Genomic DNA, 20,087 nt, shown 5'->3' on the forward strand with positions numbered 1-20,087 from the left:
TCGGCCACGTACACGCCGGCGCCCTCGGCTGGGTGGCGATGATCACCTTCGGCGCGACCTACCACATGGTGCCAAAAGTCTTCGGACGCGAGCAGATGCACAGCACGCCGCTGATCAACCTGCACTTCTGGCTGGCCACCATCGGCACGGTGTTGTACATCGCCTCGATGTGGGTCAATGGCATCACTCAAGGCCTGATGTGGCGAGCGATCAACGACGATGGCACGCTGACCTACTCCTTCGTCGAAGCCCTCCAGGCCAGCCATCCGGGCTTTCTGGTGCGCTTCATCGGCGGCCTGTTCTTCCTCGGCGGCATGTTGCTGATGGCGTACAACGTGTGGCGCACGGTACGGGTGTCGGACCTGAAAATGGCACAGCGCGAGGCGCAGATAGCCTGATGATCGAGCTTGCGCTGAATGTACTGGGAGTGACGAGTCTATGGCTGGCGGTCGAATACAGCTTGAAGCACCAGACCGCCGAGAGTCTTGAAGAGGCGAGCCTGATTCCGTTTGCCGATGATCCGCAAGTGGCACGGCGGGTGGAGTTGGCGACAGGGAAGACCGTGAAAGCGGTTGCCCCGCCGGAGCTGAAATCAGGCTGGGGCAACCTCGATATCTGATGCACTGCTCATCAATGTGGGTTATCCGCGCTCCCGAGGAATCAGGCTTTGCAACTGCTGCGCCAGAAAATCCCCATCGAAGACAAAGATGTCCGGATCCTTCAAACCGTTGGTCTTGCGCCACTGCCAGGCATTGGACGGTGGCAGGCACACCAGCGAAACACTGCCGTAGCGCGCAGCCGTAAAGCCCATCACGGCCACCGAGATCTGTCCGCCGGCACCCATCACATCCGGCACGAACTCCACCGGTTTGCCAACAATCACGATGGACAGCTTCTCGGTCTTGAAGGGCGATGTCTCGACAGGAATGCTCGGGCCCGAGGCGACATAGGCTTCGCGGCTGACCTCCAGCAGGTTGGGGGCCTGCACCGGCTCCAGCCACTGCTGGATCTGGTCGAACAGGTCACCAATGCGTGTCGCCCATTCGGCCGACTGCGACTCAAACACTTGCTTCTTGTGCGCTTCGCTTTCTGCATAGTGGCGAAGCATTTCGCCCAGTTGCTGTACGTCATCCATTGCGGTGTTCCTTTGATTGCAGCGGTGCTACGGACATTGAGCATGGCAGATGCGTGATGCCGGTGCGCGACTAACAGCCAGGAGGTACGTCGGCGGCGTTCGCCCTGGACGAGTGACTCAACCGGCCTTGGGCGGACGACGCAGGCGCGCCATGCTCAAGGTGTCCACCAGCACGCCGTCGCGCACGGCGTAATCACGGAACAGGCCCTCGGTTTCGAAGCCGAACTTGCGATACAACGCAATGGCCGCTTCGTTGTCGGCATACACCGAAAGCTCGATGCGCTGAAGGTTCATCCAGTTGTCGGCGATATCCAGCGCCGTCGCGAGCAGCTTCGAGCCCACGCCCTTGCCCTGCCACGCCACCGCAACGCCCATGCCGAAACTGCCGGCATGGCTGCGACGAATGCGTGAGAACTGCTCCAGGCCGATGTTGCCGATGACCGTGCCTTGATGCAGGGCCACCACTTTCACCAGGCGCTCGTTATCCAGCGCCAGGCGACTGCGCCAGAGCTCGGTGGACTGAAACGGCATTTGCAGGGTCTGCCGGGCGATCTCCGGGGCGTTGTACAGCGCCGTGATGCCTTCGATGTGGGACTCGTTGAAGCGTTCGAGCGTGATGACGGGTTCAGTGGCTGGCATGGGTGGACCATCCTTGAAGCAGACATGGCCGTTCACTCTATAACGCTACCTTCCCGTGTGGCGAGTACCACCGCTCCCACAGTTGGATCTCGCTCAGCCTTCGAACCACTCCCGGCGCTCGCTGAAGGTGTTTTCAATCAACTCGACGAGCATCCGCACCTGCGCGTCGTCCTCGGAATGGGCGTTGACCGCCATCCACACCTGACGCTGCATGGGTTGGCCAAACAGTCCCGGCAAGGCAATCAGGCCACGGTCGAAGTGGCTCATGTAGTGCGGCAGCAGCCCGATGCAGGCACTGCAACGGATCATCTCCAGCATCAGCTCCCAGGATTGCAGCTGCACCGCTCCGGCCAGGCGCTGCTCGACCAGTGCATTCCATGGCCGGAAGCTTTCAACCTGGCAGTCCTGCCGCCATTGCACCAGGAGAAAATCGGCCAGGTCATCCAGGCATTCCGGTCTGGAAGCAACCCGCGAGTAGCGCTTGGCAATATGCGGCAGGTAATCCAGTCGCGCCAGAAGCCGTGGTTCAGTGGTGGCAAAGCTAGGCCCCGGTAACGGCGATCCGGTCTCGCCCAGCCACACCACCACGTCGGCGCTGACCGCTTGCAATGACAATTCGCTGTCGAGCGTGATGATGTCCAGCCGCACGCTGGCGTTGCGCCGCAGCAGTGCCACCAGGTCGCGTCCGAGAATGTCATGCAGGATCGAATCCGCCACGGCCAGCCGAATCAACGGCTGTTCGATCACCGGCAAATCGCGCTCATGGGCCAGGGCGATCAATTGTGCGTGCAGGCGCAAACCATCGCGGCTGAGGCTGAAACCATTGTCTGAATGATTGAACAGTGAGCACTGGAGCTGCGTCTCCAGCAGCACCAGCTGCCTGCGCAGGCGGGTGGCCTTGATGTTGAGACTGCGGGCGGCCTGCATGAAGCAACCGCAACGGGCGCTGACGATGAAACACTGCGCCAGTTCAGGGTCGATAGCCGCTGCCAACTGACGCCAGGACGGGTTTTTATCGAAGGCTACACGATACTCGGCAGCCCCCCGGTGGGCGCTGGTTTCCATGAATGACATCGAGGACTCCCTGTCGATCTGACACTGACCGCTCTATCCTGCGGATCGTTCATGAACCTGCTGTGACAAGGGCTCAGGCGCTGGGTGTCTGGCGAAAGCTCACGGCCAGGCGATTCCAGCTGTTGATGGTGGTGACGGCAATGGTCAAGTCGACCATTTCGCTTTCATTGAACTGCTCCCGGGCCTGGGCGTAGACATCATCCGGCACGTGGCTTTCGGAGAGCAAAGTGACCGCCTCGGTCCAGGCCAGCGCGGCTCTTTCCCGCGGATTGAAAAAATTGCTGTCACGCCAGACCACAATGGAATAAAGACGCCGGTCGCTTTCGCCCAGGCGCCTTGCATCCACCGAGTGCATGTCGGTGCAGAACGCGCAGCCGTTAAGCTGCGAAGCACGAATCTTGATCAGGTGCAGCAGCGCCGGTTCGATGCTCAAACTGCTGGTCAGGGCCTCCATGGCGATCATGGCTTTCATCGCTTTGGGGGAAGCGCTGTAGTAATCCAGACGGGGTGTCATGGAGCGGCCTCATGGATCGGACAGGTATGTCCAAGGTAGGCGTTGGTACAGCAACGTTACAGATCCAATTCGGCGAAAAATCCGTGGACCAGCGAAAAACACGCCAATTGGCGGTTTTTGCGCTACGCAACTTCTGCGTGGCGGCTCATGCGGGTAATCTGGCGCACAGTCTTTGCCTCGTTCACCCAAGGAGCCTTGCCGGTATGGAACTACATGTTGTCATCAACGGCCGCAAGGATCTGGCGGGCCAGTTGTACAACCAACTGCGCAGCGCCATTGAATCCGGTCGTCTGGCAGCAGGGACGCAACTTCCACCGAGCCGCTTGCTGGCTGAACAGCTGGGCATTTCGCGCAAGACCATTTCCGATACCTACGCCCAGCTGACCTACGAAAACCTCCTCACCGGGGTGATTGGCAAAGGCACCTACGTCAACGCGCGGGTGTCGAAAGTCCAGCGCAAGCAGAACCCTTCGGAGCTGGCCGGTTACGAGGTGATCGAATCCTGGCGCAACCTGCCGGTGTTTCTGCGTCACCCGACACTGGAAGGCTCGCTGCGCTACGACTTTATCGGCGGCGCCACCAGCAAGGGCCAGTTTCCCCAGGACGACTGGCGGCGTTGCACTTCCCACGCCTTGCGCCAGATCGCCGCTTCCAAGGGCTTCTACAGCCTGCCGGAGGGTTTGCCGGCCCTGCGCAATGCCATCGCCCGGCATATCGCATTCTCTCGCGGGGTCAACTGCCAGGACGAAGACGTGGTGGTGTGCAACGGCGCACAGCAGGCCCTGGACCTGATTTCCCGGGTATTGACCCGCCCAGGCAGCATCGTCGCCATGGAAGATCCCGGTTATCCGCCAGCACGCCTGTTGTTCGGCACCCACGGTGCCACGGTGATCGGAGTACCGGTGGACGCCGAGGGCATCCAGGTAGACAGGATTCCCTTTGGGACACGGCTGATTTACGTCACCCCTTCCCACCAATTCCCGCTGGGCATGCCGATGAGCCAGGAGCGCCGCGTTGCACTGCTGGCCAGGGCCCATGAACTGGGCGCGATCATCATAGAGGACGATTACGACAGCGAATTCCGCTACGAAGGGCGTCCGACGGACTCGCTGCAAAGCATGGATGAGCGCGGGATTGTCGCCTACGTCGGGACTTTCTCGAAAACCCTGCTGCCGGAGTTGCGGCTGGGCTATGCGATCCTGCCGCCGGCCATTCTCGATGCGGTGGTGCGCGCCAAGCAGCTCACTGACCTGCACACCTCCACCCTGCCCCAATGGGCGCTGGCCAAGTTCATCGCCGAAGGCTGCCTGCTCAAGCACATCCGGCGCTGCCACACGATTTACGCCGGTCGACGCGAACGAATCCTGGCACGCATGGCCGGTGATCTGGCGCCATGGCTTGAAGCGGTACCGACCATGGCCGGTTTTCACATGGTGGTGTTGTGCAAAGTGCCGATGGATATTCCATTGGTGATCGAACTGGCGAAAAAAGTCGAAGTCGGGCTCTATGCCATCGACAGCTTTTTCTATCAGCAAGCCCCGCAGGCCGGGTTTTTCCTCGGTTTCGGCGCCATTGAAACCCTGGACATCGACATCGCCCTGGATCGTTTGCGGGATATTTTGCAACAAGTTGCCTGACAGATTGGACTGCGGCTTTATCCGGCGATTGGCTATTGGTGGTCCCGGGGTGCAGGCCTATCCTGCATAGGCGTTATCCCTCAATGAGCAGGATACGTCCGGCCTGATTCAGGAGTGTGAGCAATGTTCGACAAAGCGATCAATACCGTAAAGGTGCAGGCCGTCGCCGGCCGCTCGGACGAACTGGGCAAGCAACTGCAAAAGATAGTCGAAACCCTGCGCGAACTGCCGGGGTGCGAGTCCTATATGGTCGACCGCTGCCCGGACGACAGCAATCTCTGGACCGTCAGCGCCCAGTGGCAGTCGGAAGCGGCCATGCGATCGCATTTCAATAGTCCCCAGGCTCAAGGCTTCATCGATCTGATCGATTGCCAATTGGCCAACGCCGTCGACTTCAACAGCTTTCCGATCCGCTGATCGTCCCTTGTAGGAGCTGGCTTGCCAGCGATGGTCGTCAACGTTAGCGCTTGCTTTTCTGGTTGTACGCGGTGTTTCTGAATCCATCGCGAGCAAGCTCGCTCCTACAGGGATCGTTATTCAAATTGGTCCCCTGTCCTTCCCGAATATTGGCTGTTTGATTGCCCTGCGTAGCGAACTAGATTGGTCCCTGACAACTACCCCCACTGCAGGTGATGATCCATGAACGTTATGCGCTTCTGTGCCGCCCCCCTCGCTGCCCTGACCTTGACCTTCTGCGCCTCGGCCTTCGCTCATGAAGCGGGTGGCCCTTCGGAAAAGGTCACGGTGCTGCAGGACCAGATGTTGAAAAACGTCCCGGGCAAAAAAGCCTTGATGATCGAAGTCGACTACAAGCCCGGCCAGTCGTCCATCGCTCACAAGCACGAGGGCACGGCCATGGCCTACGTTCTTTCAGGGGCAATCACTTCCCAGGTAAAGGGTGAAAAGGCAGTCACCTACAAGGCAGGACAGTATTGGTACGAGCCTGCTGGCTCGGAGCACCTGGTCTCGAAAAACGCCAGCGCCACCAAACCTGCCAGGTTGTTGGTGTTCATGGTGCTGTCGCCGGACGAGAAAGTGCTGATCCCATTGGAAAACTGATGGCTGAACGTATATCTATAAATAAAAACGCCCAAATCATTGAATTGGGCGTTTTTATTTCTCACAGAAATTAACCGAGAACATTTAAACCCAATAAAACTATTGATTACCCGACAACTACGAAAATTCGCTATTTCAATCTGACACTCCAGGTTTAGTCTGGAGCAACCGCCGAAGACTCCGAAAACTATAACTTCCCGACTCAAGTTGTTTCACTGGAGAAACACCATGAAACTTGCACTTGTCAGTACCTTGACGATGACTGTCTTGATAACCGGTTGCTCGATTCCCACTGCACCTTCATCCGTATCTTCATTGAATGGCCTCTTTACCGAGCCGGTTGGCCGCAGCAGTGCCACGAGTGTTCCCAACGGCAGCCATGTCTCACTGGGCATTGTCTACAGCCAAAACACCCAGGCCAACCGTGCTTACCTGCAAGATTATCAGGCCAACGCCGGCACCGGTTTCGGCCAGAGCCTGCTGGTTCAGCCGATTCACGATGCCTACGTCGCCACCTCCAGGCCCGATCTGGCAGTGGACTGGGTCAAGGCCTCGCTGCGACGCCAGTTCGGCTCGGTCACGGTGTATCCGGACATGCAAAGCCTCAAGGCGGCAAGGCCGGATGTGATGGCGGTGGTCGATACCCGCAGTCAGCTGATTACGTCGCGCAGTTCAGACATCCAGGCAGATGTCAGTGCGGATTTTTATGACAAAAACTTTAACTACATCGGTACTGCACAAGGGCATGACGCCAAAGTACTTAGCCCTGTTTGGGCCGACTATAAACGCAGCGAAGAAATAGTTGCCGATATCAATGAACAACAAAATGTGCAAGTCAGGGCGCTGCAAAAGTTTGACCAGTCACTCAGCAATTTATTGACCAGCCCGACAAGTAATGTGTCGATGATTGAAAATAGATCCAACAATAAAATGTATTGATTGCAATGACGCCATCGCCGGCAAGTCGGCTCCTACAGGGTTTGTAATCGACGCAAAACCTGTAGGAGCCGGCTTGCCGGCGATGAGGCCCGACCAGACACCACAACTTTCACATCAGATAAAAAAAGCCCCGCATCTCTCGATGCGGGGCTTTTTCATTCAACGCCTGATCAAGCCGGTTCCAGCTCGGCGGCGACGGCGGCAGGCACCACCGCTTGACCGCTCAACGCCAGGTCCAGCAGTTCGCGGTTGGCCACCGCGTACATGGCGTAGTCGGTGCCGCTCGCGGCACGGATTTCCACCAGCATGGCGCGCCAGCGCTCGATCATGCCTTCGTACTGCTCCATCCACAGCTCCAGGCGTGTTTCGACGTCCAGGGTGCCGTTGCCCTGTTGCAGGACCGAGATGGTGATCGCACGTTGCTGCCAGTCGACGTCATCACGGAACGCTTCACGGGCCAGGGCCTGCCAGTTGTTTTCAACCGGCAGTGCACTGATCTGTTGCAGGTACCAGGTGATGTCCAGCGCACTGCCCACGGCGAAGTACGCCTTGGCCACGTCTGCAGGATCCTGGCCGGTCACGTCGGAAGCCTCGATGATCGGCAGCAGCGTATACAGGTGCGTGGTGCCAGCCACCATGCGCGCCAACAACTCCGGCACACCGGCTTCGACGTACGCCTGATAACGGGTCTGCCAGGTTTCGCGGATCTCGCCACTGAGCAATTCGTCGAGCTTGAGGCCCAACGCCGCCAGATGCGGACCGAAGTGCGCGACGTCACGGGCAGCGTTCTGCTCGTTGCGACGGGCACGCAGGAACCAGCGCGTGGCGCGACGACCGAGGCGCATCAGCTCGTCCATCAGCTCCAGTTGCACGTCGGCGGAAACCTTGTAGTCCAGGTTTTCAATCTGACGGAACCAGTGCGGGAGATGGAAGATGTCACGCACGATCACGTAGGCACCGGCCACGTTCGCCGGGCTCATGCCGGTCGACTCTTTGAGTCGTTGAACGAAGGTGATGCCCATGTGGTTGACCAGATCGTTGGCGATCTGGGTGCTGACGATTTCGCGCTTCAGACGGTGACGACGCATCGCTGCGGAGAACTTGCTCACCAGGGTCGGCGGGAAAGCGGTTTCCATGTCGCGGGTCAGGTAGTCGTCGTCCGGCACCAGGGAGCCCAGCAACTGCTCCTTGAGGTCGATCTTGCTGTACGAGATCAGCACCGACAGCTCGGGACGGGTCAGGCCATGACCTTCAGCGATACGCTCGTTGATCGCATCTTCAGCCGGCAGGAACTCGATGGCACGATCCAGCTTGCCACGGCCTTCCAGGTCGTTCATCAGGCGCTTGTATTCGGCAATCCGCGGCAAGGCACGACGGGCTGCCAGGGACAGGGCCTGGGTCTGCTTGTAGTTGTTGCCCAACACCAGGCCACCGACTTCGTCGGTCATGCTCGCCAACAACTCATTGCGTTGCTTGGCGGTCATGTCGCCGGCCTGAACCACTTCGTTGAGCAGGATCTTGATGTTCACTTCATGGTCGGAGCAGTCCACGCCACCGGCGTTGTCGATGAAGTCGGTGTTGGAACCGCCGCCATTGAGGCCGAACTCCACACGACCCAGTTGGGTCATGCCGAGGTTACCGCCCTCGCCCACGACTTTGCAGCGCAGTTCGTTGCCGTTCACGCGCAGTGCATCGTTGGCCTTGTCGCCGACATCGGCGTGGCTTTCGCTGCTGGCCTTGACGTAAGTACCGATACCGCCGTTCCACAGCAGATCCACCGGCGCCTTGAGCAAGGCGTTCAGCAGTTCGGTCGGGGTCAGCTTGTCGGCCTCGATATCGAAGCGCTCTTGCATCTGCGGGGAAATCGCGATGCTCTTCGCGCTGCGCGAGAAGATGCCGCCGCCTTCGGACATGATGCTGGTGTCGTAGTCCGACCAGGCCGAGCGCGGCAGGTCGAACATACGCTGACGCTCGGCGAAGCTGGTCGCCGGATCCGGATTCGGGTCGATGAAAATATGCAGGTGGTTAAACGCTGCGACCAGTTGCAGCTTGTCGGACATCAGCAAGCCGTTACCGAACACGTCACCGGCCATGTCGCCGACACCGACCACGGTGATGCTGTCTTCCTGGACATTGATGCCGCGCTCGCGGAAGTGGCGCTGTACGCCGACCCACGCGCCTTTGGCGGTGATGCCCATCTTCTTGTGGTCGTAACCGGCCGAACCGCCGGACGCAAACGCATCACCCAGCCAGAAGCCGTAGTCGATGGCGATGCCGTTGGCGATGTCGGAGAAGGTCGCAGTGCCTTTGTCCGCGGCCACTACCAGGTACGGGTCGTCGTCGTCATGACGCACGACGTTGGCCGGCGGCACCAGGGCGCCGTCCTTCAGGTTGTCGGTGATGTCCAGCAGGCCGGAAATGAAGATGCGGTAGCAGGCGATGCCCTCGGCCGCGATCTCGTCACGGCTGCCGCCCAGTGGCAGGCGACGCGGCAAGAAGCCGCCCTTCGCCCCCACCGGCACGATGACCGAGTTCTTCACTTGCTGGGCTTTTACCAGGCCCAGGACTTCGGTACGGAAGTCTTCTTCACGGTCGGACCAGCGCAGGCCGCCACGAGCGACGTTGCCGAAGCGCAGGTGCACGCCTTCGACGCGCGGCGAGTACACGAAGATCTCGAACTTCGGTACCGGCTTCGGCAGCTCGGGAATCAGGTGCGGGTTGAACTTGAAGCTGAAGTACGACTTGTTATGGCCGTTGGCATCGGTCTGGTAGAAGTTGGTGCGCAGGGTGGCCTTGATCAGGTCCAGGTAGCGACGCAGGATGCGGTCTTCGTTCAGTACCTGTACGTCGTCCAGGGCGCTGTGAATCGCGTGTTCCAGGCGTTGCTGCTTGTCTTCCAGATCGTCGCCGGTCAGCTTGCGCGCCAGGTAGAAGCGGGTCTTGAACAACCGCGTCAGCTCGCGGGCGATGTCGGTGTGGTTGTTCAGGGTGCTGGCGATGTAGCCCAGGTCGAAGCCCAGACGAATCTGCTTCATGTAGCGGGCGTAGGCACGCAGCAGCGCCACGTCGCGCCATGGCAGGCCTGCGGTCAGTACCAGACGGTTGAATCCGTCGTTCTCGGCATCGCCACGCACGATATGGACAAATGCGTCCTGCAGCGTGTCGTTGAGCTGCTGGATGTCGAGTTCCAGGCCCTCGGCGGCAGTGAACGCGAAGTCGTGAATCCAGAACTCACGGCCACTGTTGTGACGCAGGCGATACGGGAACTCACCCAGCACGCGCAGGCCAAGGTTTTCCAGGATCGGCAGGACGTCGGACAACGCCAGCGGGGTATCGGCGTGATACAGCTTGCAGTGCAGCATGCGCTGGCCGGAAACCTGGCCCAGCGGCTGGTAGAAGCTCATCACCAGCGGATTTTTTTCGTTCAGGCTCAGCAGGTGCTGCATGTCGACCACAGCCGAGTGGGCTGCGAAACGTTCGCGGTAACCGGCCGGGAAGCCTTTCGGGAAGTCGGCCAGCACGTTGGTGCCGTGGGCTTCGCCGAAGCTTTCGATGGTCAGGGCGGCGTAATCGTCCTGCCAGCTGCGGCAGGCCTGCACCACTTCCTTTTCCAGCAGCAACGGGTCGATGTCGAGGCGGTTTTTCGGGTCGACTCGCAGGATCAACTGCACGCGGGCCAGCACGGACTCGGAGAAGAAGGTCCAGAACTCGCAATCGGTGGCTTTCAGGCGATCCATCAGTACTTGCTGGATCTTCTGCCGCACTTCGGTGGAATAGATATCACGCGGCACGTAGGCCAGGCAGTAGCAGAAACGGCCGTACGGGTCCTTGCGCAGGAACACGCGAATCTTGTTGCGTTCCTGGATCTGCACGATCGACATCACGGTACTGAACAGCTCGTCCACCGGGGTCTGGAACAGATCGTCGCGCGGCAGCACTTCGAGCACCTGCGCCAGTTCCTTGCCCAGGTGAGCCTTGGCCTGGAAGCCGGAGCGGCGTTCGATTTCCTCGACCTTGCGGCGGATGTACGGGATCACCCGCACACTCTCGCCATACACCGACGAGGTGTACAGGCCCATGAAACGGCATTCCTTGATGACCTTGCCGTTAGCGTCAACTTCACGGATCGACACGAAATCCGGGTAAGCCGGACGGTGGACACGGCTTGGGTGCGAAGCCTTGGCGAACGACAGCAGGGTCGGTTCGCGCAGGTAGTTCACGGCGTAGTCTTCGATGCGCAGGTCATCGTAGGACAGGCCGGCACGCAGCAGCTTGGTCAGGCCAAGGAAGGAGTCCTTGTCGTAGACGATGTGGCCGCCATCGGCTTCGTCGCTGACCACGAACTCTTCGTAGCCGAGGAAAGTGAAGTGGTTACCCACCAGCCATTCCAGGAAGCTCTTGATTTCGCTCTTCTCGTCGGCGTCGATGGCGAACTGGCTGTTGTCCAGCTTGGTCAGGATGTCCTGGACCTTGGCCTTCATCGGCTCGAAATCGCCGACGGCAACGCGAACTTCACCGAGCACCTGCTCCAGCTCTTTGCTCAGGACAGTGAGCTCGGCGGTATTGGCACAGCGGTCGATCTCCAGGTACATCAACGACTCTTGCAGAATGTCGTCGCCCTGGGTGCCTTTGGGCAGGATTTCCAACAGCTCGCCCTTGCTGCCACGACGCACGCTGAGCACGGTGGTTTGCAGGGTATGGATGCTGTAGCCGCGGCGATTGAGCTCGGTACGCACCGAGTCCACCAGGAATGGCAGGTCGTGGTGCAGCACTTCGACCGCCGTGTGGGTCGACTGCCAGCCGTGGCGTTCGTAATCGGGGTTGAAGACACGCACTTGCGGTTGCGCGTGATCGAAGCGCTCAAGCAGGCGCCACGCAGAAAGGGTACAGCCAGCGAGGTCGGACAACCGACGTTGGGTCAGTTCGTCCAGGGAAATGATGCCGAAGAATTGTTCAGCGAACAGCGCCACTTGTGGCAGTGCCTGTTCACTGATGTGCTGCGCCAGTGCCGCTTGCAGTTGGTGCTGGAAGTCGGCTTTGCTGGCTGCGGTGAAGAACGCCATCTGTGGTACTCCGCTTGGGCTTGTTATTGATGGAAGCGTCGCGTGCAAAACCCCTTTTCGGGGCTACCCGTCACCCTGTTCCTGATTCTCGGGCAGAGGAAACAGGGCGACAGGTGGGTGAAGCTGGACGAGACACTCGGGTCACATTCACCTTCCATGAATGGGCATCTGCAAAAACGACTGGGCTGCCTTCAGCGCAATGCCTTTACAGGTGCTCATCCGTTGCGCAGCTTAACGAGTGCGGCAAGGCCCGTGCTTGCGATGCTGCGACATATTCGGTCATCGGCACGCAGCTCAAGGCATGCGCATCGAACAACACTAGCATCCGCACAGAAAAATGACGGTTTTCCGTCCGGTTTTACGGGACATGCGTACCAGAAATGACCAGTAACACTCTGCCCGTTCACGACCCGGTCATCGACACTCGGACGAGCAGAAATGCTCGCGGGCTGGCAGAATCGCCTTTTGTTGCGTTTACCACGCCCGTCGAGCCAGGAATTTCCCATGAAAATGAAAACCGCCCTCTTGATCGTCAACCCGTGCGACGACGAAGAAGACAACATGGCCATGCTCTGCTGCCACAGCGACCAGGGCGAAATGTTCCTGATGAGCCGCTACCCGGATGAAGACGAGCTGGAAATCACCCTCGACGGCGAACCTTCGACCCTTGAGGGCGTGAAGGTCACCCTGAGCCCTTCCCTGCTGAAGATCGAAATTGCGGCGGCTGATGCTGATGCACTCAACGGCGACGATGTACTGGAAATCACCTTTGATTCGGATATGACGGATATCGACGAACTGGAAGAAACCTTGCGTAACATTCTCAAGGGGACCGGGACATACGTCAGCCAGCTCGCCTGAAAGACCGCTTTCGCTGGCAAGCCGGCTCCTACATTCGCAACCAACCTGTAGGAGCTGGCTTGCCAGCGAAGAGGCCCGCAAGAACGCCACTCCCAGTCAGCAACACAAACCTCACCCATATTGCCAACCATTTTCCCGCACTTTGCACAAAATGCCGTTAGTCGCCGCCCCCCTCGATGGATTAAAGTAACGCCCCCAGCCCTGGCGCATTTCGAACGTCCTCGGCCACCTTTTTGCAGGAACAGTCATCGATGGAACATCGTGAAGCGCTGCTCGCGCTGCGAACCTTTCTTTCAACGCAGATTCTCGGCCAGGAAAAACTCATCGAGCGCTTGCTCATCGCCCTGCTCGCCGACGGCCACATGCTGGTCGAGGGCGCCCCTGGCCTGGCCAAGACCAAGGCCATCAAAGAACTCGCCGAAGGCATCGAAGCCCAGTTCCACCGCATCCAGTTCACCCCCGACCTGCTGCCGGCCGACATTACCGGTACGGAAATCTACCGCCCGGAAACCGGCAGTTTCGTGTTCCAGCAAGGCCCGATCTTCCACAACCTGGTATTGGCGGACGAAATCAACCGCGCCCCGGCCAAGGTTCAGTCGGCCCTGCTCGAAGCCATGGGCGAACGGCAAGTCAGTGTCGGACGCAGCACCTATGAGTTGTCGCCGCTGTTTCTGGTGATGGCCACGCAAAACCCCATCGAGCAGGAAGGTACCTATCCGCTGCCCGAAGCCCAGCTTGACCGGTTCCTGATGCACGTGAAAATCGGCTTTCCCGATGCCACTGTCGAGCGACGGATTCTGCAGCAAGCCCGAGGAGAAGCCCTGAACGGCGAAGCGAAGCCTGAGCGTCGGGTTACCCAACAGACGATTTTTGCCGCACGCAAGGAAATCCTCGGCTTGTACATGGCCGACGCCGTGGAGGAGTACCTGGTGCAACTGGTCATTGCCACCCGCACCCCGGCCAAGTTCGATCCGGAGATGGCCGAGTGGATTGCCTACGGCGCCAGCCCGCGCGGTTCGATTGCCCTGGACCGCTGCGCCCGCGCCCACGCCTGGCTGGCCGGGCGTGATTTCGTCAGCCCGGAAGATATCCAGGCCGTGCTGTTCGACGTGCTGCGCCATCGCATCATTCTTTCCTTTGAAGCCGAAGCCGCTGGCATCGATCAGGACCGGGTGGTCCAGCGGATTCTCGACGTCGTAGCCGTCGCTTGACCCCGATGAACGTCAGCCTGCCGCCCGAGCCGGGCATCCGTGTCAGCCTCGCCGACCTGATCGAGATGCGCCATCGCGTGCGCGAAGTGCAGCTGTTTTCCACGCCGAGCCAGCGCAGCCCGCTGATTGGCCTGCACCATTCCAAATTGCGCGGCCGTGGTGTCGACTTCGATCAGGTGCGGGTCTATCAGGCCGGCGACGATGTGCGCACCATCGACTGGCGCGTCACTGCGCGCACCCAGGAACCCCACACCAAGCTGTTCCACGAAGAACGCGAGCGGCCGATTTTCATCATGGTCGAACAAAGCCGCCGGTTGTTTTTCGGCTCGGGCCAGATGTTCAAATCGGTGCTCGCCGCACAGGCGGCGAGCCTGATCGGTTGGGCAGCCCTGGGCCACAACGACCGGGTCGGCGGGCTGGTGTATGGCGACAACGAACACTACGAAATCAAGCCTCGGCGCAGCAAGCAAAGCCTGCTGCAGTTGCTCAACCGGCTGGTGCGGGTCAATCAGTCGCTCAACAGCGAAATCGAGCCGGACCGTCACGCCTTCGGTATCGCTCTGCGCCGCGCCCGCGAAGTGTCACGCCCGGGCAGCCTGGTGGTGGTGATCTGCGACGAACGCTCCCTTTCGGAAAGTGCCGAGCAACAGCTGAGCCTGTTATCCCGCCATTGCGACCTGTTGCTGCTGCCGTTGTCCGATCCGCTGGATCATGCCCTGCCCGCCGCCGGCCTTTTACGATTCGCCGAACGCGGTGCGCAACTGGAGCTCGACACCCTGAATTTCGACCTGCGCCAGACTTACAGGGCCCAGGCCGAAGCACGCATCGCTCGCTGGGAGCTGCTCGCACAGAAGCTGGGCGTCCTGCTGATGCCCTTGAGTACCCAGAGCGGGATGGTCGAGCAACTGCGCGAATACCTGAACCCACAGAAGCCGGGGAAAGGTCGATGAGCGGACTGGAACAACTGCAACCGCTGATTTCTCCGCCGCCGATCGACTTTTGGCCGCCCGCGCCGGGCTGGTGGATACTGCTGCTGTTGCTGCCGCTACTTGGTTACGGGCTGTGGAACCTGCGGCGCTTCATACCTCGCAAACGCCCCGTGGTGCGCGCCGAACAGCCGCTGGACCCGGTTCGCCTGGCCGCACTGGCCGAACTGGCGCTGATGCCCAAGCCGTACGACGGTGCGCCGGCTGGTGCCTGGCTGCAGCAACTCAACGGCTTGCTCAAGCGCCTGTGCCGCAACCACTATCCCTACAGCCAGAGCCATACCCTCAACGGGCGCAAGTGGCTGGCGTTCCTCGACAACCGTTGCCCGGCAGCGGGCCTGACCCGCTGGATGGTGCTTGTTGAGGGTGCCTACAAACCCGAATGCAAACTCGATGACAAGGCCATCGCCGGCCTGACTCAGGCCGTCGACACATGGATTCGCAAGCATGTTTGAGTTCGCCTGGCCGTGGATCTTCGCCCTGTTGCCCTTGCCGTGGTTGATGCGCATCGTCTTGCCGGTCGCCGACAGTGGCGAGCCGGCGCTCAAGGTCAGTTTTCTAAGCGATCTGGAAGGCCTGGCCGGCCGCCGCGCCCGTGCCAATCTGCCGGCCTGGCGCCAACAGTCACCGTTCATTTTGCTGTGGCTGCTGCTGCTGATGGCCGCCGCACGCCCGCAGTGGCTGGGTGAACCGTTACCAATCGCCGCCAGTGGCCGCGACCTGCTGGTCGCGGTGGACGTTTCGGGCTCGATGGATTTTCCCGACATGCAGTGGCAGGACGAAGACGTCAGTCGCCTTTCGTTGGTCCAGCATCTGCTCGGCGACTTTCTCGAAAGCCGCGAGGGTGACCGGGTCGGCCTGATCCTGTTCGGCAGCCAGGCCTACGTGCAAGCGCCATTGACCTTCGACCGCCACACCGTGCGCGTCTGGCTCGATGAGGCACGCATCGGCATTGCCGGCAAAAACACCGCCATCGGCGATGCCATCGGCCTTGCCCTCAAACGCCTGCGCCAACGTCCGGCGCAGAGCCGCGTGCTGATTCTGGTCACCGATGGGGCCAATAATGCCGGTGAAATCGATCCGCTCACTGCAGCCCGACTGGCGGGCAAGGAAGATGTGAAGATCTACCCGATCGGCATCGGTGCCGATCCGGAGCAAAGTGGCACGGTTGGCTTTCTCGGCGTCAATCCGAGCCTGGACCTGGACGAGCCGTCCCTGAAAGCCATTGCCGAAGCCACCGGCGGCCAGTATTTCCGCGCCCACGATGGCAAGGAACTGCAATCGATCAAGGTAACCCTCGATAAACTGGAACCCGTGGCCCAGCAACCGACCCAGGCCCGTCCGGCCCAGGCGTTGTATCAATGGCCCCTGGCGATGGCACTGCTGTTGAGCATGCTGCTGGTGGCTCCCGTACTCTGGCCGGACAACCCGTTGCAACGCCTTTTTACCAAGGATCTGTTTTTGCAAACCCAATTGCTGCCCGACTGGCGCCAGCGTCTCAAACGCCTGCGTCTGCGGAGGCGCCGATGAGTACGCTGTGGCCCTACTGGTTCCGCCCCTGGTGGCTATTGTTGCTGCCGATGCTTGGCTGGTTGCTCTGGCAACTCTGGCACCGCAAGAAGCGCGCCGGGCGCTGGCAGATGATTCTACCTCCAGCCTTTCACGCAGCACTGCTCAGCGGTGGCAGTGGTCGTGACAGTAAATTGCCCTGGGTCGCGCTCGGCGTGGCATGGCTGTTGACCGTGCTCGCGCTGCTGGGCCCGAGTTGGGAACGTGTCGAGCAAACCAGCCAGAAACCCTCCGACCCGTTGGTGGTGATCCTTGAGCTGACCCCGGAGATGCTCGCCACCGACGTCGCGCCCAATCGGCTGGAACAGGCCCGGCGCAAGCTGTTCGATCTGCTGCAGGTTCGCAGCGACGCCCAGACTGCGATCGTCGTCTACGCCGGCAGCGCGCATACGCTGGTGCCGCTCTCCGATGACCTGTCCACCAGCCGCAATCTGCTCGATGCCCTCAAGCCGTCATTGATGCCCGAAGCCGGCCATCGCGCCGACCTGGCGGTAGTCAAGGCCTTGGCCCTGCTGGATCAGGCCGCGCTCGGTGACGGGCGGATCCTGCTGATCGGCTCGTCCCTGACGGAAGACGAACGCCTGGGGATTCGCCGCGCAATGGCGGGCAAATCGACGCAGTTTCTGATGCTTGGCATCGGCACCGCCGAAGGCTCGCCGATCACCCAGGAAGACGGCAGTTTCCTCAAGGACGAACAAGGCGCGATCCTCGTACCGCGCCTGGATGAGCCCGGTTTGAAAGGCTACGCCCGCGACCTCGACGGACGCTATCGCCACGCCCGCCTGGACGAAAGCGACCTGCGCGCCCTCGGCCTGCTCGACGGTCCGCGTCACTTGCGCAATGACGGCCAGACGCTACGCCTCGACACCTGGGCCGACCAGGGCTACTGGCTGCTGCTGCCGCTGTTGCTGCTCGCAGCCTGCGCGGGACGTCGCGGTTGGCTGCTGTGCCTGCCGCTGCTGTTGGCGCTGCCTCAGCCCAGCTACGCCTTCGACCTCGCAGACCTGTGGCTGCGTCCTGATCAACAAGGCGTGCAATTACTCAAGCTCAAGCGTCCGGCCGAGGCCGCGCGGCGCTTCGAAGACCACCAGTGGCAAGGCGTGGCGCTCTATGAAGCCGGAGACTACGCCGGCGCCGCCGAGCGGTTTGCCGAGGGCAACGATGCCCATGCCCACTACAATCGGGGCAACGCCCTGGCCAAAAGTGGTGCGCTGGAGGCCGCCCTGGACGCTTACGAACAGGCGCTGGAACGCCAACCGGATTTACGCCCGGCACTGACCAACAAGGCGCTGGTGGAAGAGTTGCTCAAGCAGAAAAACAGCCCGCCCGCCCCGGAGCCGGCCACCAGCGACGAGCCCCAGCCCACTGAGCAGCAAACACCGCCCGGTGCCACGACGCAGCCTTCGGACGGAGGCGAACCGCAGGCGCAAGAACCGCAGGCTGGCGCCGACACCAGGCATCCGCCCACGTCGCCACGCAAGCCCGGTACCAACGAAGTTCCGGGCAGTGAATTGGGTGACGAGCAACATACGACGCCGCCCTTGCGCCCGGCCAGCGACAACATCGAGGGTGAACAGCGTCAGGCACTGGAGCAGTGGTTGCGGCAGATCCCGGATGACCCCGGTGAGCTTCTGCGGCGCAAATTCTGGTACGAACAGCAACAACATCAGGATCAGGAAAAAACTCGATGACCCGCTTCACCGTTATATTGCTCGCGCTGCTGCATGGCCTGTTGTTCTGCACCGTTCAGGCGCAGGCGGCAGAGCTGGTCGCCAGTGTGGACCGCAGTCGCCTGAGCTCAGGCGAGACGGTCGAGCTGACCCTGGAATCCACCGACGTGACACAGTTCGGCAAACCCGACATGACACCGCTGGAGCCGTTGTTCGAAGTGCGCGGCACACGCCAGGTCAACCAGTTGAACACCCTCAGCGGCGAAAACCGGGCCACCACCCGCTGGATCGTCACCCTCCTGCCCCGGCAGAACGGCAGCGTGGTAATTCCGCCCCTGCAACTGGGCGAACTGCAGAGCCAGCCAATCACCCTGCAAGTGGTCGAGAGCGAAACACCGGACAACCCGAACAAACGGGCCGCGGTGTTCATTGATGCCAGCCTCGATCAAACCAGCGTGTACGTTCAGGCCCAGGCAATCCTGACCCTGCGCATCTACCATTCGGTGTCGCTGTACGACGACAGCAGCCTGCCACCCTTGCAGATATCTGATGCACGCATCGAGCAATTGGGCGACTCACGCACCTATGAAAAAGACATCGACGGGCTGCGCCATGGCGTGATCGAAATGCGCTATGCGATTTACCCGCAACACAGCGGCGAACTGATCATTCCGGCGCAGGTCTTCAACGCTGCGCTGGTCGATGCACAACCGGTACAGGACGCGGCCCAGGGGCCGAAATCCGGCAAGCTGATGCGCGTGACCTCGGCCGAACTGCTGTTGACGGTCAAGGCCAAACCCATCACCTATCCGGCCGATGCCCCCTGGCTGCCTGCGCGCAGCCTGACCCTGAGCGATAGCTGGAACCCGGAGCCGGATCATGTCCAGGTCGGCGATTCATTGACCCGCAGCCTGACAGTGAAGGCCGAAGGCTTGTCCAGCACCCAGCTGCCGCCGCTGCCCGGCATCGATGTCGGCGGTCTGCGCCGCTACCCGGATCAACCGGTGCTCGGCAACCAGAACAGCGAGCGCGGCCTGGTCGGCAGTCGTGAAGACCGCGAGGCCCTGGTGCCGACACGGACCGGCGCCATCGAACTGCCCACCGTCGACGTGGTGTGGTGGAACACCTTCGAAGACCATCTGGAGCGCAGCAGCCTGCCCGCTCGCACGCTACACGTGGAGGCCAATCCGAACCTGGTGGTCGATACCCCGGCCGGAGCCTCACCGGTCGATGCCAGCGCCGACAGCCAAGCGCTCTGGCACTGGAAGCTCAGCACCTTGATTCTGGCCTGCACCACCCTGCTCGGCTTCGGCCTCTGGTGGCGTGGCCGCTGGCAACCGGCGGTGATGCGTGCCGCTCAAACCGGCCCGAGCCCGCGCACCGTGCTCGACGACCTCAAGCGCGCCTGCCAGGCCAATGACTCCCACGCCACCCGCCAGGCCCTCGACGCCTGGGCCCGTCAACAACCGGAAACCCTGGCCGACATGGCCGCCCGCTTCGTACCGCTGTCCGACGCCCTCGACGGCCTGAACGGCGCGCTGTACAGCGAAACCGGCCAGTATTGGCAAGGTGACGAATTGTGGCGGGCGATCAAGGCGATCCCGATTGCCGAACGGGTTCAGGATCCGGTCGGCGACAGTGGGTTGCCGCCACTTTATCCGAAATAATGCCGGACCAAAGATCATGCCAAACCTGTAGGAGCCGGCTTGCCGGCGAAACCGTCTTCGATC

At 61.0% G+C, this 20,087-nt stretch carries 18 protein-coding genes; 13 read left to right on the plus strand and 5 right to left on the minus strand.

Features of this window, described 5'->3' with window-relative positions; translation table 11 throughout:
• Together PMI31_RS19620 and PMI31_RS19625 are read left to right on the plus strand one after the other, a co-directional pair.
• On the plus strand, nt 1-398 hold a 398-nt coding region (locus PMI31_RS19620), incomplete at its 5' end, for a cbb3-type cytochrome c oxidase subunit I (RefSeq protein ID WP_008020045.1).
• Nucleotides 398-619, plus strand: a complete 222-nt coding sequence (locus tag PMI31_RS19625) for a hypothetical protein (RefSeq protein ID WP_008020046.1) — start codon at nt 398-400, stop codon at nt 617-619. The genes PMI31_RS19620 and PMI31_RS19625, both read left to right, overlap by 1 nt.
• 21 nt (nt 620-640) lie before the next feature.
• Here PMI31_RS19625 and PMI31_RS19630 read toward each other — a convergent pair whose 3' ends face one another.
• The 4 genes from PMI31_RS19630 to PMI31_RS19645 all read right to left on the minus strand — a co-directional run bounded on the left by PMI31_RS19630 (nt 641) and on the right by PMI31_RS19645 (nt 3,362).
• Nucleotides 641-1,135: a hypothetical protein gene (locus tag PMI31_RS19630; protein WP_008020047.1), complete on the minus strand. Its 495-nt coding sequence runs from the start codon at nt 1,133-1,135 to the stop codon at nt 641-643.
• Nucleotides 1,136-1,252: 117 nt separating this feature from the next.
• Nucleotides 1,253-1,774 (minus strand): GNAT family N-acetyltransferase, encoded by a 522-nt coding sequence (locus PMI31_RS19635; RefSeq protein WP_008020048.1) that lies wholly within the window; start codon nt 1,772-1,774, stop codon nt 1,253-1,255.
• A gap of 93 nt (nt 1,775-1,867) precedes the next feature.
• Entirely contained in the window at nt 1,868-2,848 is a 981-nt protein-coding gene (locus PMI31_RS19640; RefSeq protein WP_008020049.1) for a LysR family transcriptional regulator, read from the minus strand.
• A 73-nt stretch (nt 2,849-2,921) separates the two neighbouring features.
• On the minus strand, nt 2,922-3,362 hold the full coding sequence (locus PMI31_RS19645) for a carboxymuconolactone decarboxylase family protein (RefSeq protein WP_008020051.1): 441 nt from the start codon (nt 3,360-3,362) through the stop codon (nt 2,922-2,924).
• Between the two features lie 203 nt (nt 3,363-3,565).
• Here PMI31_RS19645 and pdxR point away from each other — a divergent pair, with 203 nt between their 5' ends.
• From pdxR to PMI31_RS19665, 4 genes are all read left to right on the plus strand, one after another.
• Entirely contained in the window at nt 3,566-4,999 is a 1,434-nt protein-coding gene (gene pdxR / locus PMI31_RS19650) for a MocR-like pyridoxine biosynthesis transcription factor PdxR (RefSeq protein WP_008020052.1), read from the plus strand.
• 123 nt (nt 5,000-5,122) lie between these two features.
• Nucleotides 5,123-5,416 carry an antibiotic biosynthesis monooxygenase family protein gene (locus PMI31_RS19655; protein WP_008020053.1) on the plus strand — a complete coding sequence of 98 codons (294 nt, stop codon included), beginning with the start codon at nt 5,123-5,125 and terminating at the stop codon, nt 5,414-5,416.
• Nucleotides 5,417-5,638: 222 nt separating this feature from the next.
• Nucleotides 5,639-6,058, plus strand: coding sequence for a cupin domain-containing protein (locus PMI31_RS19660; RefSeq protein ID WP_008020055.1), 420 nt, complete (start codon nt 5,639-5,641; stop codon nt 6,056-6,058).
• Between the two features lie 228 nt (nt 6,059-6,286).
• Nucleotides 6,287-6,997 (plus strand): hypothetical protein, encoded by a 711-nt coding sequence (locus tag PMI31_RS19665; RefSeq protein ID WP_008020057.1) that lies wholly within the window; start codon nt 6,287-6,289, stop codon nt 6,995-6,997.
• Nucleotides 6,998-7,167: 170 nt separating this feature from the next.
• Here the strand turns inward: PMI31_RS19665 and PMI31_RS19670 are convergent, their stop codons facing one another.
• Nucleotides 7,168-12,060, minus strand: a complete 4,893-nt coding sequence (locus tag PMI31_RS19670) for an NAD-glutamate dehydrogenase (protein ID WP_008020058.1) — start codon at nt 12,058-12,060, stop codon at nt 7,168-7,170.
• A gap of 504 nt (nt 12,061-12,564) precedes the next feature.
• Here PMI31_RS19670 and PMI31_RS19675 point away from each other — a divergent pair.
• From PMI31_RS19675 to PMI31_RS19705, 7 genes are all read left to right on the plus strand, one after another.
• Nucleotides 12,565-12,921, plus strand: coding sequence for a hypothetical protein (locus tag PMI31_RS19675; RefSeq protein WP_008020059.1), 357 nt, complete (start codon nt 12,565-12,567; stop codon nt 12,919-12,921).
• Nucleotides 12,922-13,172: 251 nt separating this feature from the next.
• Complete coding sequence (locus tag PMI31_RS19680; RefSeq protein ID WP_008020061.1) at nt 13,173-14,132, plus strand: AAA family ATPase; 960 nt, start codon at nt 13,173-13,175, stop codon at nt 14,130-14,132.
• A 5-nt stretch (nt 14,133-14,137) separates the two neighbouring features.
• Entirely contained in the window at nt 14,138-15,082 is a 945-nt protein-coding gene (locus PMI31_RS19685; protein WP_008020062.1) for a DUF58 domain-containing protein, read from the plus strand.
• Nucleotides 15,079-15,573, plus strand: coding sequence for a DUF4381 domain-containing protein (locus tag PMI31_RS19690; protein WP_008020063.1), 495 nt, complete (start codon nt 15,079-15,081; stop codon nt 15,571-15,573). The genes PMI31_RS19685 and PMI31_RS19690 overlap by 4 nt, the downstream gene beginning before the upstream one ends.
• Nucleotides 15,566-16,648 carry a vWA domain-containing protein gene (locus PMI31_RS19695; RefSeq protein WP_008020064.1) on the plus strand — a complete coding sequence of 361 codons (1,083 nt, stop codon included), beginning with the start codon at nt 15,566-15,568 and terminating at the stop codon, nt 16,646-16,648. The genes PMI31_RS19690 and PMI31_RS19695 overlap by 8 nt, the downstream gene beginning before the upstream one ends.
• Nucleotides 16,645-18,378, plus strand: a complete 1,734-nt coding sequence (locus PMI31_RS19700) for a tetratricopeptide repeat protein (RefSeq protein ID WP_008020065.1) — start codon at nt 16,645-16,647, stop codon at nt 18,376-18,378. The genes PMI31_RS19695 and PMI31_RS19700 overlap by 4 nt, the downstream gene beginning before the upstream one ends.
• Nucleotides 18,375-20,024 (plus strand): BatD family protein, encoded by a 1,650-nt coding sequence (locus PMI31_RS19705; RefSeq protein WP_008020066.1) that lies wholly within the window; start codon nt 18,375-18,377, stop codon nt 20,022-20,024. The genes PMI31_RS19700 and PMI31_RS19705 overlap by 4 nt, the downstream gene beginning before the upstream one ends.
• The last annotated feature ends 63 nt before the right edge of the window (nt 20,025-20,087 follow it).

This window comes from Pseudomonas sp. GM55 (genome assembly GCF_000282395.1).
GTDB classification, from domain to species: Bacteria; Pseudomonadota; Gammaproteobacteria; order Pseudomonadales; family Pseudomonadaceae; genus Aquipseudomonas; species Aquipseudomonas fluorescens_CC.